This is a genomic window from Ensifer sp. YR511 (genome assembly GCF_900103045.1).
In the GTDB taxonomy this organism is placed as follows: domain Bacteria; phylum Pseudomonadota; class Alphaproteobacteria; order Rhizobiales; family Rhizobiaceae; genus Ensifer; species Ensifer adhaerens.
In genome coordinates this window covers 76,336-90,808 of the sequence record NZ_FNGR01000019.1, presented here as the reverse complement: position 1 = coordinate 90,808, position 14,473 = coordinate 76,336, and the positions used below count along the sequence as shown (strand labels likewise).

General features: G+C 61.9%; 14 protein-coding genes. 11 read left to right on the top strand and 3 right to left on the bottom strand.

The genetic code is table 11. From position 1 onward, the window contains the following. Position 1: 1 nt before the first annotated feature. The 3 genes from BLU15_RS26065 to BLU15_RS26055 are packed head-to-tail and all read left to right on the top strand — an operon-like array spanning position 2 to position 2,933. The gene (locus BLU15_RS26065) at positions 2–1,738 is read left to right on the top strand and encodes a fumarate reductase/succinate dehydrogenase flavoprotein subunit (RefSeq protein WP_090299373.1); all 1,737 of its coding nucleotides are present in this window, start codon (positions 2–4) and stop codon (positions 1,736–1,738) included. Positions 1,739–1,750: 12 nt separating this feature from the next. Next, entirely contained in the window at positions 1,751–1,984 is a 234-nt protein-coding gene (locus BLU15_RS26060; RefSeq protein WP_090299370.1) for a 4Fe-4S dicluster domain-containing protein, read from the top strand. 1 nt (position 1,985) lies between these two features. Then, complete coding sequence (locus BLU15_RS26055; protein WP_090299360.1) at positions 1,986–2,933, top strand: HEAT repeat domain-containing protein; 948 nt, start codon at positions 1,986–1,988, stop codon at positions 2,931–2,933. Positions 2,934–2,952: 19 nt separating this feature from the next. On the opposite strand, the gene BLU15_RS26050 is transcribed toward BLU15_RS26055, so the two are convergent. Beyond that, the gene (locus BLU15_RS26050; RefSeq protein WP_090299357.1) at positions 2,953–3,756 is read right to left on the bottom strand and encodes a Crp/Fnr family transcriptional regulator; all 804 of its coding nucleotides are present in this window, start codon (positions 3,754–3,756) and stop codon (positions 2,953–2,955) included. Between the two features lie 444 nt (positions 3,757–4,200). Between BLU15_RS26050 and BLU15_RS26045 the strand changes: the two genes are divergently transcribed. The 8 genes from BLU15_RS26045 to BLU15_RS26010 all read left to right on the top strand — a co-directional run bounded on the left by BLU15_RS26045 (position 4,201) and on the right by BLU15_RS26010 (position 12,814). Next, on the top strand, positions 4,201–4,788 hold the full coding sequence (locus tag BLU15_RS26045) for a thioredoxin family protein (RefSeq protein ID WP_034791617.1): 588 nt from the start codon (positions 4,201–4,203) through the stop codon (positions 4,786–4,788). A 64-nt stretch (positions 4,789–4,852) separates the two neighbouring features. Continuing rightward, positions 4,853–6,481: an FAD-binding protein gene (locus tag BLU15_RS26040; protein WP_090299354.1), complete on the top strand. Its 1,629-nt coding sequence runs from the start codon at positions 4,853–4,855 to the stop codon at positions 6,479–6,481. A gap of 3 nt (positions 6,482–6,484) precedes the next feature. Then, positions 6,485–6,814, top strand: coding sequence for a 4Fe-4S dicluster domain-containing protein (locus BLU15_RS26035; protein ID WP_060582850.1), 330 nt, complete (start codon positions 6,485–6,487; stop codon positions 6,812–6,814). A 13-nt stretch (positions 6,815–6,827) separates the two neighbouring features. Next, the gene (locus BLU15_RS26030) at positions 6,828–7,664 is read left to right on the top strand and encodes an ABC transporter ATP-binding protein (RefSeq protein WP_060604870.1); all 837 of its coding nucleotides are present in this window, start codon (positions 6,828–6,830) and stop codon (positions 7,662–7,664) included. Between the two features lie 11 nt (positions 7,665–7,675). Beyond that, positions 7,676–8,539 carry an ABC transporter permease gene (locus BLU15_RS26025; protein WP_089045352.1) on the top strand — a complete coding sequence of 288 codons (864 nt, stop codon included), beginning with the start codon at positions 7,676–7,678 and terminating at the stop codon, positions 8,537–8,539. Positions 8,540–8,587: 48 nt separating this feature from the next. Further along, complete coding sequence (locus BLU15_RS26020; RefSeq protein ID WP_089045351.1) at positions 8,588–9,613, top strand: aliphatic sulfonate ABC transporter substrate-binding protein; 1,026 nt, start codon at positions 8,588–8,590, stop codon at positions 9,611–9,613. Between the two features lie 54 nt (positions 9,614–9,667). Beyond that, positions 9,668–11,107, top strand: coding sequence for an MFS transporter (locus BLU15_RS26015; protein ID WP_090299351.1), 1,440 nt, complete (start codon positions 9,668–9,670; stop codon positions 11,105–11,107). 573 nt (positions 11,108–11,680) lie between these two features. Beyond that, on the top strand, positions 11,681–12,814 hold the full coding sequence (locus tag BLU15_RS26010) for a septal ring lytic transglycosylase RlpA family protein (RefSeq protein WP_244546815.1): 1,134 nt from the start codon (positions 11,681–11,683) through the stop codon (positions 12,812–12,814). A gap of 193 nt (positions 12,815–13,007) precedes the next feature. Here the strand turns inward: BLU15_RS26010 and BLU15_RS26005 are convergent, their stop codons facing one another. Both BLU15_RS26005 and BLU15_RS26000 read right to left on the bottom strand, forming a co-directional pair. Continuing rightward, positions 13,008–13,211 (bottom strand): cold-shock protein, encoded by a 204-nt coding sequence (locus BLU15_RS26005; RefSeq protein ID WP_034791723.1) that lies wholly within the window; start codon positions 13,209–13,211, stop codon positions 13,008–13,010. 235 nt (positions 13,212–13,446) lie between these two features. After that, positions 13,447–14,457 carry a substrate-binding domain-containing protein gene (locus tag BLU15_RS26000; protein ID WP_034791724.1) on the bottom strand — a complete coding sequence of 337 codons (1,011 nt, stop codon included), beginning with the start codon at positions 14,455–14,457 and terminating at the stop codon, positions 13,447–13,449. Between the last annotated feature and the right edge of the window lie 16 nt (positions 14,458–14,473).

Genomic DNA, 14,473 nt, shown 5'->3' with positions numbered 1-14,473 from the left:
CATGGACGATTTTATTGACGGCCTGTCGGAAGTTGCCTGCGATGTCCTGGTGATCGGCGGCGGAACCGCCGGTCCGATGGCGGCCTTGAAGGCGAAGCAGAAGAACCCTGCGCTGAACGTCGTGTTGCTGGAAAAAGCCAACGTGAAACGATCCGGCGCAATCTCGATGGGCATGGACGGGCTGAACAACGCCGTCGTGCCGGGCTATGCGACACCGGAGCAGTACACGAAGGAAATCACGATCGCCAACGATGGCATCGTCGATCAGGCGCCGGTCTTCAACTACGCATCACGCTGCTACGACATCATCCAGGAACTGGATCGCTTCGGCATCCGCTTCCAGAGGAATGCCAACGGCGACTACGACCTGAAGAAGGTCCATCACCTCGGCACTTATGTGTTGCCGATGCCGAATGGCGAAACGGTCAAGAAGGCGCTCTATCGCCAGCTGAAACGCGAGCGCATCCTGATTTCCAACCGCTTCATGGCCACCCGGTTGCTGACGGCGAAGGATGGTCGCATCGCCGGTGCCGTCGCCGTCAACACCCGCACTGCGGAATTTCTCGTGCTTCGGGCCAAGGCGGTGATCCTGTGCATGGGAGCGGCCGGTAGGCTCGGCCTGCCGCATTCGGGCTATCTGTTCGGCACCTACGAGAATCCCACGAACTCCGGGGATGGCTATGCCATGGCCTATCATGCCGGGGCGGCGCTCGCGAACCTCGAATGCTACCAGATCAATCCGCTGATCAAGGACTATAACGGTCCCGCCTGCGCTTACGTCGCCGGTCCGTTCGGCGCCTACACCGCCAACAGCGAGGGCAAGCGGTTCATCGAAAGCGATTACTGGTCCGGACAGATGATGCGGGAGTTTTACAATGAGCTGCAATCGGGAAAAGGCCCTGTCTTCCTGAAGCTCAACCATCTCCATCCCGACACGGTCGGTGAGATCGAAGACATCCTGCATCGGGTCGAGCGCCCCTCCCGTGGGCGGTTTCATGCGGCGCGTGGCACCGACTATCGCGACAAGATGATCGAGATGCACATTTCCGAGATCGGTTTCTGCTCCGGCCACAGCGCATCAGGCGTCTTCGTCGACGAATATGCGCGCACGACCGTGCCTGGCCTTTATGCTGCCGGCGACATGGCAAGCGTGCCGCACAACTACATGCTCGGAGCCTTCACAAACGGGGCGGTGGCTGGAGAGCATGCGGCAGAGGTGGCATTGGAAACCGACCTTCCGGACTACGATCCCGACTTCGTGCGGCTCGAGCGCGAGCGCGTTCTGGCGCCGACGCGTCGTGACGACGGAATTCCCCCCAACCAGCTCGAATACAAGGTGCGGCGCCTCGTCAACGACTACCTGCAGCCGCCCAAGGTGACGGCTCGGATGCAGATCGGCCAGCAACGATTGGCCGAGGCCAGGGACGACCTGGAGACAGCCCTCGTCGCGCGCAACGCGCATGAGCTGATGCGGTCATTGGAGGTGTCGTCCATCCTCGATTGCGCGGACATGGCCGCCCATGCATCGCTCTATCGGACCGAAAGCCGCTGGGGCCTTTATCACAACCGGATCGATTATCCCGAAAAGGACGACGAGAACTGGTTCTGCCACACGCTGCTTCGCAAGGTGAATGGCCGCACGAGCTCCGAGAAGCGCGCCATTGAGCCCTACATCGTTCCTATCGAGACCGAAGAGCGGACGGCCTACGAGCGTCTGCGCGTTTCGAACCAAGCCTGATCGAGGAGAGCCATGCCGTTTGCACTTTCCCCCACCACAGTTCCCGTCGTCGTCGACGAAGCGAAATGCATCGCCGACAAGGGCTGCACCGTCTGCGTCGAGGTTTGCCCGCTCGATGTCTTGCGTATCAGCGACCTCACCGGCAAGGCCTACATGAAGTTCGACGAATGCTGGTATTGCATGCCGTGTGAGACGGATTGCCCGACGGGCGCCGTTACCGTCAACATCCCCTACCTGTTGCGCTGACATGGCGACGTTCGATCCATTCGAGGATTTCGGCAATGCCGATGAAATTGTCGGCCGTCTCGCTGATGCGGATCCCGCCGTTCGCCGCCTCGCCGTCATCGATCTTGCCGAGACGGCGATGCCGGACAGTCTCCTGCATCTGCTGGCGATGGTTGGAGACAACGATGCGACCGTGCGCCTTCAGGTGGCGATGGCACTCGGCGATTTCGACACGATCGATGCCGCCAGCGGGCTGGCGAAACTCCTGATTGATCTGGATAGATCGGTGGGTTCTGCTGCGGCGGACAGCCTTGCCGAGTTGAAGGATCCGTCTGCGGTTCCCGCGCTCCTTTCGTTGCCTACACATCCGGACCCTTTTGTGCGCGCGTCCGGTTTTCGCGGAATGAAGGGACTGCGCTCACGCGCAGCGCTTGGTCCCGCACTTAAAGCAATGTCGGACGAAAGTGCTCAGGTGCGGGCCGAGGCGCTGGGAGTGATCGCCTATCTCAAGCTCGAAGAAACGCTGCCATCATTGATCGCAGCCGCCGACGCTTCTGTCCGTGCGGAGGCGGTCAACGCCTTGTCGTTCACAAAACAGGTCGCAGCGGCCACCGCAGTTGCTGCGGCGCTACGGGACGATGTCTGGCAGGTGAGGGCGGCCGCGGCGCAATCGCTCGGGAGGATCGGCCAGGCATTTGCCGTCGGCGGTCTCGTTGCGGGATTGGCGGACGACTACTGGCAGGTCCGCCAGAAGTGTCTTAGCGCGCTCGGGAGCCTGAAGGCGCAATCGGCCGTGGCCGATATAGCGGCGCAGCTTGCGAGCGACCTGCCGTCGCTCCGCAAGGAGGCCGCGGCAGCGCTCGGCGAGATTGCCGATCCATCGGCGCGCGAGCCGCTGGTGGCCCATGCCTCCGACACGGATCCGGATGTGCGAAAAACGGTGCGCTGGGCGCTGACCCGGATTGGTTGATTGCGATCGAAGCGCAATCTCACGCGCCGCGCTTCGACACCATCTCCATCAAGGCATGCGGGCGCTCGATGCGAATGTGGCGCGGCGACACGGATAGAAGTCCGTCCTTCTGGAACCGCTTCATCATCATCGTCACCCATTGGCGGGTCGAACCGACCATGGCTGCGATCTGGTCATGGGTGACCTTCGCGTTGATGATGATGGCTCGCCCGTCCCGCACCCCGTGCAGATCGCCGAGATTGATCAGGAACTGGGCAAGGCGTTCGATGACGGAGCGGGTGCCCAGCATCTGCGCCATAGCCGAATAGCACCGTCCCTTGGCGGCCAGCCCCTGCAGGAGACAGAGCGCGAAATTTGGCATCTCGACGACCAGCTTCTTCAACGCTGGCGCGGGAAGGAAGAGGATACGACAGTCGCTAAGAGCTTCTCCCGACCAGATGTGCACCCCGCCGCCCGTCATTTCCGGGCCGCCGATAAAATGGCCCTTCGTCCAGTAGGCCAATGTGATCTCGCGCCCTGACGGTGCGGTGTAAAAGACCCTGACGTCGCCGGCTTCGATGATGAAAATACCGCCGTGCCCGTCGCCCTGGTTGAAGATTGCTTCACCCGTTCGAAACGAAAGCTGGCGGCCCTGCGCTCTCAGCCTCGTCCATTCGTCGGGGGCGAGGGCATCGAGAAAATGCGCTCCTTCGTCGAGCCCTCCGATACCTTCACTCAAGAAAAGGGCCTGATCGCCGGGAAGAATGGCCGGGGCCGGCAGATCAACCGAGGGGGGTTTCGGGCGTGCATCCTGATTGGCGGTCACGCGGACGTCGAGGCTCACATCGCTCTCCTTCCACAGCGTAGATCGCTTTTAAATTATAGAAAATCTACCAATTAAGAAGAAAAATAATCGCGGTTTCGGAACTGGACTTGGAAGATTTTCGTCGAATCGATGTTTGAAGCGCCAGAGTCAGGAGGCCCTCCTGGGGCGCCGCACGCTCCCCTCTGTGAAGTCGCCACGCGTCTGCTCGTTTTGCGAAATGAGCCTGGCCGGGGGCGTGGTTCGCGCCTGGACCGATTGTTGTCCGCTCATGCGCCGTAGAATTTCGCGAGATCGACCGAGGCGCGCGCTGCCAAAAGACCGCCACTCCGAAACGAGAATCCGAGCCTTGTGTCCTTGCGCAGCAAGATTATCTCCGCGGCCTGCAATCCGGAGAAAATTGATATCTATAAAATCTATGTGTTTTATGAGGTAATATTTCTATTGGCTTGCCAGGAGGATACCATGCCCAAAACCGAATCCAATCCCATTACACTTGGAACCCGCGCGGCGGACTTCACGTTGCCCGATGCCGATGGCAACCTGTTCACGTTGGCCGAGTTCAAGGACAGCCCGGCGCTGCTCGTCGCCTTCATCTCCAACCGCTGCCCCTTCGTGGTGTTGATCCGCGAGGAACTGGCGAAATTTGCGCGCGACTATGCCACGCAGGGGCTTGCCGTCGTCGCGATCAACAGCAACGACGCCAAGACGCATCCGGAAGAAACGCTGGAGCGGATTGGTGTAGAGGCAAAGACTCACGGCTATGGCTTCCCCTATCTGAAGGACGCGTCGCAAAGTGTCGCCAAGGCCTTTGGTGCGGCCTGCACTCCGGACTTCTTTCTCTATGACCGAGATCGCAAGCTTGCCTATCACGGCCAGTTCGACGAAGCCCGGCCCGGCAACGGCAAGGATGTGACGGGCGCGGATCTGCGCGCTGCGGTCGACGCGGTCCTGAAGGGCGAAGCTGTCGGCGCCGGCCAGGTGCCCTCGATCGGCTGCAACATCAAGTGGTCGGCTGGCAACGAACCGTCCTGGTTCTCCACCGCAGCCTGATCCGCAATCGTGAAACGGCCGGCCGTACAGCCGGCCAACGCTTCCTTTTCTACACCGGGACATCATGGCATCGCGTCGCAAGGAACAGCCCACCGAAGACGGGCGCCACATCGAAACGGACGTGCTGGTTGTCGGTGGGGGCCCCGCCGCCGCCTGGGCGGCGCTTTCCGCTGCCGAGACCGGCGCGCGCGTCGTCTTGGCTGACAAGGGTTATCACGGCACGAGCGGTGCCACGGCTCCGTCCAACACGGGAACGTGGTGTGTGCCGCCGGGAGAAGGGCGCGCAGCCTCGGTCGAGCAACGTTTCAAGCGCACTGCCGGCCTTGCCGATCGTCGCTGGATGTTGCGCGCGGCTGACCGCGCCTACGAAAACCTCCTGAAGCTCGTCGAATGGGGCTATCCCTTTCCGAGCGAAGAGGATGGCAACCTCTATATCGCCAACCTGCGCGGTCCTGACTACATGCGCTTCATGCGCCAGCGTGTGCACAAGGCCGGTGTCACGATCCTTGACCACCATCCTATCCTGGAACTGCTTGGCGACGATCATCATGTCGGGGGGGCTGCGGGGCTTTCTCGCCGCAATGGCGCAAGCTTCTCCGTATCGGCCGGTGCCGTCGTGCTTGCCACCGGCGGCTGCGCCTTCTTCGAACGCATCCTCGGTGGCACGGGGCTCACCGGTGATGGCTATCTCTTCGCCGCAGAGGCCGGCGCGTCCCTTTCCGGCATGGAATTCACCGGCAAATACACGCTCGCCCCGCACGGTTCCTCGCTGAACAAGGGTTTGCCTTTTCGCTGGGCGACCTTCTACCGAGAGAACGGCGAGGTGCTGCGCGACGCCCGCGGTGAGCCGGTGACGAACGGTATCGGCGGCGGCGAGCGGCAAGTGGCCGAGGCCCTGCTGTCCGGCCCGGTCTATGCCCGGCTCGATCTTGCCGAACCCGCGATGCAGGACTGGCTGCGTCGTGGCCAGCCGAACTGTTTTCAGCCTTACGACCGGATGGGGATCAATCCCTTCGAGCACCTGTTCCGGGTCGACCTCAAATACGAGGGCACCGTGCGCGGCACCGGCGGTATCCGCATCGTCTCGTCCGAGTGTGGCACCGGCATTACCGGGCTTTACGCCGCCGGCGACGCGGCGAGCCGTGAAAACGTGACGGGTGGGGTTTCCGGTGGCGGCGCCATCAATGCCTCCTGGGCGATTGCCAGCGGCTGGTGGGCCGGTCATGGCGCCGCCCGGCATGCGAGCAGCAGAAAGTCCCGTGATGCCGCGCGCTTGCGGCCGCTCGGCGCGACGGGTTTGCGCGGCGCCGGCGAACGTGAAGACGTCAATCTCGCGGCCGCCGCCCGCGCGGTGCACGAGGAGATCGTGCCGCTCGACAGGAGTTACTGGCGCAAGGCCAGCGCCCTGGAGACAAGTCACCGCATTCTGGAAGGCGTGTGGGCCGGCCTCAACCAGGCAAAGCCCGCGGTCGGCATCGACCGACTTCGCGCACGAGAGGTGGCGTCGGTTACGGCGAGCGCCCGCTGGACGGTCGCGGCTGCGCTCTTGCGCACGGAAAGCCGGGGCGTGCACCGCCGGAGTGACTTTCCGACCGAAGACGACGGGCAGGCGAGCCGCATCATCGTCTCCGGGCTCGATCAGGTGAGCGCCGTGCGTGAAGACCTCGCTTTTGAGACGGTTCGGGAGGGCTGAGCGATGATCGAGGTTATCTCCGCCGACCGCTGCATCCGCTGCGATATCTGCGAACGGATCTGTCCCGCCTTCGTCTTCGATCGCGACGAAACGGGTCTGCCGATCATTGCCCGGCAAGACGACTGCCAAACCTGTTTCCTCTGCGAAATCTATTGTCCGACGGATGCGCTCTATGTCGCCGAGGCGGCGCACGGACCAACAGGCATCGCGGAGGCCGAGGTGCTGGAACGCGACCTTTTTGGCGCCTACGCCCGCTCGCTCGGGTGGAACCGCGGCCGCGCCGGCGGCGCGCAAGATGATCCGACCCGTCACATCCGCGTGGCGCAGGTTTGAAGGGAGTTCGACCATGGAACGCATAGCTGTCAGCGCGCTGCGCAAGACCTTTACGCTCAAACAGGGCCAGACCGTAACGGTGGACGGCGTCGCCTCCAGCCGCATTGCGGTGCTGGATGGCGTCGACCTGACCATCAAACGCGGCGAATTCATCACGCTGGTCGGGCCGTCCGGCAGCGGCAAGTCGGTGCTGCTCGATGTCATTGCCGGATTGACCGAAGCGACCTCGGGCGTCGCCCGCATCGACGGCATCGAGGTCTCCAAACCGCATGCCCGCACCGCCTATGTCTTCCAGCAATATGCGCTTTTTCCCTGGCGAACGGCGCTGCAGAACATCGAATATGCCCTGGAGGTGCGTGGTGTGCCGGCGGCGGAGCGTCGCGAGAAGGCACGTCATTTCCTGCATCTCTTCGGCCTCAAGGGCTTCGAAGACCGCTTCCCCTCGCAGCTTTCCGGCGGCATGCAGCAGCGCGTGGCAATCGCCCGGGCGCTCTCCACCGATCCGCAGGTGCTGCTGATGGACGAGCCCTTCGCGGCTCTTGACGCCCAGACGCGCGACATCCTGCAAAGCGAACTGTTGCGCATTTGGGAACAGATCAAGACGACCGTCGTCTTTGTCACCCATTCGATCGACGAGGCGATCTACCTCGCCGACCGCGTGGTCGTGATGACCGCGCGCCCGGCGAGCGTCAAGGAAATCGTCGAGATTGACCTGCCGCGCCCGCGCGACCTCGATATCCGCAACAGCGCGGCCTTCAATGCCTATCGGGGCCGCGTCTGGGAAAGCTTGCGTGACGAGGTCGTCAAGGCCCAGCGCGATTGGGCGCTCGCATCCAACTATACCAACTAAGGGAGGATCCGATGAGTCTGATCGCCGACCGTAACCTGCCGCTCCGCCGGACATTTTCATCGCGCCGAAAGCGCGCCGCGGAGAAACCGCCGACGGTTCTCGGTGAAGCCTTCTCAACCATTACGCTGGGCCTGCCGGCGCTCGTCGCCTTCGCGCTTCTCTGGGAGATCGCGCCACGCGCCGGCTGGATCAACGCGCTGTTCTTCCCGCCACTCAGCCAGGTGCTCTCGGTCCTGTGGGAGATGATCGCCTCGGGTCAGCTTGCCGACCACATCGGCATCAGCCTGCAGCGCGCCGCGATCGGCTTTTCGCTTGCCGTTGTTGTCGCCGTACCGCTTGGTCTTTTGATGGGGCGCTATCCGCTCTTCGAAAAGGCCTCGGACTTTCTCGTCCAGACCCTGCGCAATACCTCGCAGTTCGCGCTGCTGCCGGTCTTCATCCTTTTGCTCGGCATCGGCGAGGCGTCAAAGATCGCCATCACATTCTACGCGGCCGTCTTCTTCCTGCTGATCAACACCATCGTCGGTGTGAAGTCGGTCGATCCACTGCTGGTGAAGGCAGCGCGTTCCATGGGAACGTCCGACTGGGATCTCTTCAAGAAGGTCATTCTGCCCTCGGCCGTCCCCTCGATTGTCGCGGGCGCTCGGCTTGGTGTGAAGACCTCGCTCTTTTCGGTCATCGCCGCGGAGATGCTCGCGGCCCAATCCGGCATCGGCTACCTCATCCAGAATTCGTCGCTGATGCTGGAAACAGACCGGATGTATGCCGGCATCCTGACGCTGACGATCATCGGCCTCCTGCTGAACTACTTGCTCGTCGCTGGGGAACGACGCGCCACCCGCTGGCGCGGCGACGGCGAAAGCGGCCCGAACTGAGCCCCAGCCTCTCTTCCAACGAACACGCGATTTCGAAAGGATCCATCCATGACATCGAATTCACTCCGCCGCACATTGTTGAAGCTCGCCTTGGCGCTATCGTTCCTGCCGGTGGCGGGTGGCGCGCCGGCCTTTGCCGACGACGCGAAGCCCGAGGTCATCCGCATCGGCTCGACCGCGCCGGGCCACCTGAAATTCATCCTTTATCGCAACAAGAAACTGCTGGAAGACGAGTTCGCCAAGGACGGCATCAAGATCGAGCTGACGACATTCGATGGCGGTTCCGCTGCCACGGTTGCGCTCGGTTCGGGAGCGATCGACTTCACCTATATCGGCAACAACCCGTCGCTTCGTCTGGCGGCGACCGGGGCCGACGTGAAGCTCATCGGCCTTTCGAGCTGGAACCGTTCGAACGAGACGCAGATCGTCGTCAAGCCGGAGTCTGCGATCCAGAAGATTGAGGACCTGAAGGGCAAGAAGGTCGCCTATCTCTCAGGCACGGTGCGTCATTCGACCTTCGCCAAGGCCCTGCAGGCCGCAGGTCTTTCCCTCGCGGACGTGGAAAGCCTGAACCTCGGTATCGACAGTTCCGGCCCGGCGCTGGCCCGTGGTGACGTCGATGCCATCGTGGAAAGCACCGGCCCGGTGCAGACGCTTGTTGAAAAGGGCGGAGCGCGGGTGATCTTCGACGCCGGCGTGTCGGGCAGCCCCGATTGGGCGGTTCCACATCTTCTCAGCGTCAACGGTGAATTCGCCCGCAAGTATCCTGAAATCGTGACACGTCTGCTGGCTGTCGATATCGCGACTGCCCGCTGGGCCGACGCCAACCCGGAAGAGACGACTACGATCTTTGTCAAGGAGACAGGCAGCAGTGACAAGGCAGTCCGCGCCACCTACCCGGATGGAAAGTTCTTCCAGGACCCGGAAATCACGGATGCGGCAGTGAAAGCGCTTCAGGGGGAGGAGGCCTTCATGGCCGAGGCCGGGCTGCTGAAGGGCAAAGTCAATTATGAGAGCTGGATTGACCGCTCCTTCTACGACGCAGCTCTAAAAAGAGTTGCTGCCAGCAATTGATCCTGTAGGTTCGGGCGGCGGCGCACCTGCGTCTCCGCCCTCTCTTCTTCTTGAATGATGTCCTCCATTTCCTCTTCTCCACTTCCGTTTCACCGCACCCGCATCGTCCCGGCCGTCGTGGCCGTGGCCTTTTTCATGCAGATGCTCGACAGCACGATCATCGCAACCTCGCTGCCGGCCATGTCCAAGGCCTTCGCGACGGATGTGGTGGCGCTCAACATTGGCTTCACCGCCTATCTTCTTGCGATGGCCGTGTTTATTCCGCCGGCCGGATGGCTCGTCGAGCGTTTTGGCGCGCGAGAGGTCTTTCTTGCCGCTATCGCGCTGTTCACGCTCGCCTCCGTTGCTTGCGGCTTCTCGGCGTCGCTTGGTCAATTCACCGTGGCTCGGCTCTTCCAAGGTGCGTCCGCAGCGCTGATGACGCCGGTTGGGCGTCAGCTCGTACTGCGCGATGCACCGAAGGCGGAATTGGTGCGGGCAATCGCCACCATCACCTGGCCGGCTCTGATTGCCCCCGTCATCGGGCCTCTGATCGGTGCCTGGATTACAACCCACGCCGGCTGGGAGTGGAACTTCTTCATCAATCTGCCTCTCGGCATATTCGGTGTCGTGCTCGTTGCCTTTTTCGTGCCGCGCGTGCCTGCGGAGGGAGCGCGGCCCTTTGATGTGACCGGCGTCTTGCTGACTGGAGGCGCGCTCGCACTCACCCTTGGCGGTCTGGAGCTTTCCAGTTCATCCTCGGGTGGGACCGCTTCACTTGGCCTTCTGGTGGCCGGTCTTTTCGCCGGCTTTTTTGCAGTCCGCCATCTGCGGCGCGCTGCGCATCCCCTGCTCGACATGACAGTGCTGAAGATCCCGACTTTCGCCTTCGCAACGCTTTCGGCGGGCACCGCCGGGCGGCTTGCCGTCAATGCGACGCCATTTCTGCTGCCGCTGCTCTTCCAGGTTGGTTTGGGTTTCAATGCGGTGGAGACGGGCTCGCTGGTCTTCGTCTACTTTCTCGGCAACCTTTTGATGAAGAGCGTCACCACACCGGCTCTGCGTCTTTTCGGCTTCCGCAGCCTTCTTGTCGTAAATGGCATGATCGCCGCCACGACGATCGGTGCCTTCGCATTCGTCGACGGAGAAACGCCGCGCATTGTCATGTGGGTGCTGCTGATTGCCTGCGGCCTTTCCCGCTCGATGCAGTTTACGGCGCTGACGACGATCGCCTTCGCGGATGTACCGCCTGCTCAGCGAAGCGCGGCGACGACGATTTCGGCGATGCTGCAGCAACTCTCCCAACTGCTTGGCATCGCCGTTGCCGCAGCCGTCATTCGCTTCGCATCCTATCTGGGCGGGGGAGGAGGCGATTATAATATGCTTCCGGATATTCGCGCCGCCTTCCTCTTTATCGCCGCCATAGGCTTCGTGTCGGCGCTTCGCTTTCTCGCACTGTCGTCCGACGCGGGTGCTGAGGTTTCCGGCCACCGTGGTCGCCCTGTCGTCGGATAAGGCGGCGTAACAGAAACCGCGGTTCGCGCAGCCTTTGGAAACGGCCAGCGATCAGACATATGGCGTATTCCTCAAGAGAGCAGACAGGTTTCGGTGCGACCTGCCGGCGGTAACGACCTTGGGCTTCGAAGACAGAGAAGAAGAGCCACTGGCGACTTTTGAGCGGAGATCGCCAAAGAGCCGGGGAAAGACCGGCGGAGGCGCCGGGCGAAAACTTCCTTCCCATTTTCAAGGCTAGAAGTTTCGCCTGACCTCCCGGTCTGCGGTTCGTAAGCAGGGTACGGCACAAATCGGCGGCCGGGGCGAAGCGCCGGCTTTGTTCGTCTGCGAGGGTAAGTTCGCCTTCGATGCGTTTCAGCCATCGTTTCGCTTCCGCCGGCTGACACCCAAATAGACGGTGCTCTTTCATCGGTGCGACACAGTCGACGAACTCGACTTTTTATTTCCGCCTCTGATCGCAACGGTCGGGCAGATATGCCCTGGGTCGGGAGGGCGGAACCATTCGCTCGTAGCCTCATTTTACCGAGGTATCATAGATGGAGCGGACCAACGGCACGCCCCAGATTGCGCCTGGTGTCGACCAGCCCCTCACTGCTGCGTCGCCTGTCTCGCGTCTCCACTGCGCATTGCGTCGCGTGTGTCGAGTTGCAGTCGATGGTGAACGGGATGGGAGATGGAATAGCAGCGACCGTTAAAGTCATGCGCTGGTTGGCAATTACGATGTTCTGTGCGTTCGGTGGAGCCTGCACCACGACATTTACGCCCGACATGACCAGCCTGAAGGCGCATTCTCCCGCCACGCTGCACCGTGTCTATGTCAAAATGCCAGATGCTTCCGGCAAAAGAACCTCGCAGCGTGCCGGCCATTATACTGTCGGCAAGCCTTACGTGGTCAAAGGCAAGCGTTACTATCCGAAGGAGGAACCGGGCTACGATCGAAGCGGCATTGCCTCCTGGTACGCTCGGGGGTTTCAAGGGCGGCGGACCGCAAATGGCGAGACTTACGATCCGGGCCGCCTCTCCGCCGCGCATCCGACACTTCCCTTGCCCAGCTACGTGCGGGTGACAAATCTCACAAACGGCTCGTCGGTCGTTGTGCGCGTCAATGATCGTGGCCCTTTCCACAAAGGACGTTTGATCGATATTTCCAGCAAGGCAGCAGAGATGCTGGATATGACGCGCCGCGGGACAGCGTACGTCCGGGTACAATATGTGGGGCGCGCCGCTCTAAACGGAGATGACATGGCGTTTCTCATGGCGTCACAAAGGAAGCGCCAGGGTCCCCTTGGCGTCAATCGGCCAATCGGCGCGCAGGTCGCCGGCAAACCGCTTACCAGCTACGGTGAGCGCAGCACCCTGTTCGTCGGCTCGAAATCTGCCGGTAACTTTCTGGCTGCCTCTCGTTTGGGGGGACGGGAGGCTGCGTATGCGCTCTGGGCTTCCCAGGCACACCACTTGGCACCCCTCGGCAAGGCAAGTATTGCAAGGGAAACCGCGATTTTTGCCGAATGCTGTTTGAACAAGGAGCGGGTGGGCGAGAAATCTGTGTTGCAGGCGTTTCTCCCGGCAGCTTTCGATCGCAAAAGCCACCGGACTGGAATGACTGGCCGACGATCGCCAGCAAGGCGACGACGGGGAGACCCGGAAACCGGCCATATCCGGTGGTGTGAACGTTGCCAGAGCGCGTGGCGTGCGTGTCGAGGGTGAGCCGGAAGCTTCAGAGAAGTTAGCCGGACCAGAATTATGCGCTCAGTTTCCGTTTTGTGCGTTGGGATCGCCTGCAAAAAAGGAGGACCCGACGGCCTCGCGAGACGACATCATAATATTTCCCGGCCGCTGGCGCGGCCGGGAAAGTGAGGGAATGCAATCAAGCGAATTCCCGAAGCTTGGTATCCGAAGTTCAGGCTGACCTGACGTTTTCGGCCTTCGATTTTCCGGTCTTGCGGTCCTGGCCAAGTTCATAGCTGACCTTTTGACCGTCGCGCAGTGACGTTGCGCCCTCAAGCGCCGACACATGGACAAAAACGTCCGGTCCGCCATTGTCAGGCGTGATGAAGCCAAAACCCTTGTCCTGGTTGAAAAACTTTACGGTACCGGTTGCCATAGTCATCCTCGTCAGCTGAGTGCTCTGCGTTTTGCCGGAGCACCATATCCAGCGCCTGCCTTAGCGGCAATCGCGCATGTTGGCAAAACTTAATTTGCTGAGCCGGACCTTCTTCCTTCATACCAGGGGCCGTTTAGACCCTGGATAAAGGCGGCAATGGCGACGGCGCGACAGTCACGACGTTAAACGCGGCCGCGCGGCTGTCCGGCCATCGCGCTCTCGGCTTGAGCGTTCCTCAGATGGTATCACACGAAATCATCGAAGAGGGTCGCAGGATCAGACCTGGTGGCGAGAGATCACTTGGTTCGACGTTCACCTGCTCCAATCGCGCCAAGAGCAGGTTGACTGCGGCTCCTGCCACCTCACCAAGGTGCAGATCAACTGCGGTCAGCGGAGGGGTGGCGAGTTTGGCGCGCATGCCGTCATAGCGGGTCGCGATCCGAAGGTCGTGGGGGATCTGGCGACCGGTGGCGCGGGCCGCGTTGAGAACGCCTGTCGCAAAGGCGTCGACCGGCACGCAAAGGGCCGAGATCGAGGGATTGGCGCGCAGCAAGCTTTCAGCAGCGATTGCTGCCGCTTCTTCGCCCCCCTGTTCGTCGATGCGGATGGCGCGTGGCGTAAAGCCGCTTCCGGCCATGCGCTGCGCATACACAGCCTCCATCTCGATATAGGAATTGCGCCTTTGTTCACCCGTTATCAAGCCGACCTGACCGTCGCCCGCAAGCAGGTGATCGAGCAGCAGATGCGCCGTTGCGGCGCTCTGCAAATCCACGAACGGAAGATCGTCTCGGCCGGGCGCACGCCCGATGCACACGACCTCGGTCCCGCGGGACGAAAAGAAATCCAGCACCGGGTCGTCTCGTTCCGGCTCCACGACGATGGCGCCGTCCACCTCAAGCGCGTCGAGGCGGTCGCGGGGCCCGAGTGGAGGAACGAGGCAAAGGGAAATACCCCTGGCAAAAGCCGTCACGGCGGCGGCAGCAGCAATTTCCATGAGGAAGCCCAGCCTCGACGGTCCGGCGGCCACCGCAAAGGGCATCGATGAAACCAGTGCGATAGATCCGGCTCTGCCGGTGCGCAAACGCTGCGCACGGTGATTGGGACGATAGCCCATTTCCTGCGCCAGCGTTTCGATGCGCTTGCGCGTTTCCGGCTCGACGTAACGTCGGCCGCTGAACGCGTGCGAAACAGTTGTGACCGAGACTCCAGCCGCCTTGGCAAGGTCGGCGATAGTAGGTTTTCCCATCAGCCCTCCGATGAAC

What these genes read in the sequence shown, in the direction of transcription:
- BLU15_RS26065 (WP_090299373.1), top strand. Translation starts at nt 2, where the DNA reads ATGGACGATTTTATTGACGGCCTGTCGGAAGTTGCCTGCGATGTCCTG.
- BLU15_RS26060 (WP_090299370.1), top strand. Translation starts at nt 1,751, where the DNA reads ATGCCGTTTGCACTTTCCCCCACCACAGTTCCCGTCGTCGTCGACGAA.
- BLU15_RS26055 (WP_090299360.1), top strand. Translation starts at nt 1,986, where the DNA reads ATGGCGACGTTCGATCCATTCGAGGATTTCGGCAATGCCGATGAAATT.
- BLU15_RS26045 (WP_034791617.1), top strand. Translation starts at nt 4,201, where the DNA reads ATGCCCAAAACCGAATCCAATCCCATTACACTTGGAACCCGCGCGGCG.
- BLU15_RS26040 (WP_090299354.1), top strand. Translation starts at nt 4,853, where the DNA reads ATGGCATCGCGTCGCAAGGAACAGCCCACCGAAGACGGGCGCCACATC.
- BLU15_RS26035 (WP_060582850.1), top strand. Translation starts at nt 6,485, where the DNA reads ATGATCGAGGTTATCTCCGCCGACCGCTGCATCCGCTGCGATATCTGC.
- BLU15_RS26030 (WP_060604870.1), top strand. Translation starts at nt 6,828, where the DNA reads ATGGAACGCATAGCTGTCAGCGCGCTGCGCAAGACCTTTACGCTCAAA.
- BLU15_RS26025 (WP_089045352.1), top strand. Translation starts at nt 7,676, where the DNA reads ATGAGTCTGATCGCCGACCGTAACCTGCCGCTCCGCCGGACATTTTCA.
- BLU15_RS26020 (WP_089045351.1), top strand. Translation starts at nt 8,588, where the DNA reads ATGACATCGAATTCACTCCGCCGCACATTGTTGAAGCTCGCCTTGGCG.
- BLU15_RS26015 (WP_090299351.1), top strand. Translation starts at nt 9,668, where the DNA reads ATGATGTCCTCCATTTCCTCTTCTCCACTTCCGTTTCACCGCACCCGC.
- BLU15_RS26005 (WP_034791723.1), bottom strand. Translation starts at nt 13,211, where the DNA reads ATGGCAACCGGTACCGTAAAGTTTTTCAACCAGGACAAGGGTTTTGGC.
- BLU15_RS26000 (WP_034791724.1), bottom strand. Translation starts at nt 14,457, where the DNA reads ATGGGAAAACCTACTATCGCCGACCTTGCCAAGGCGGCTGGAGTCTCG.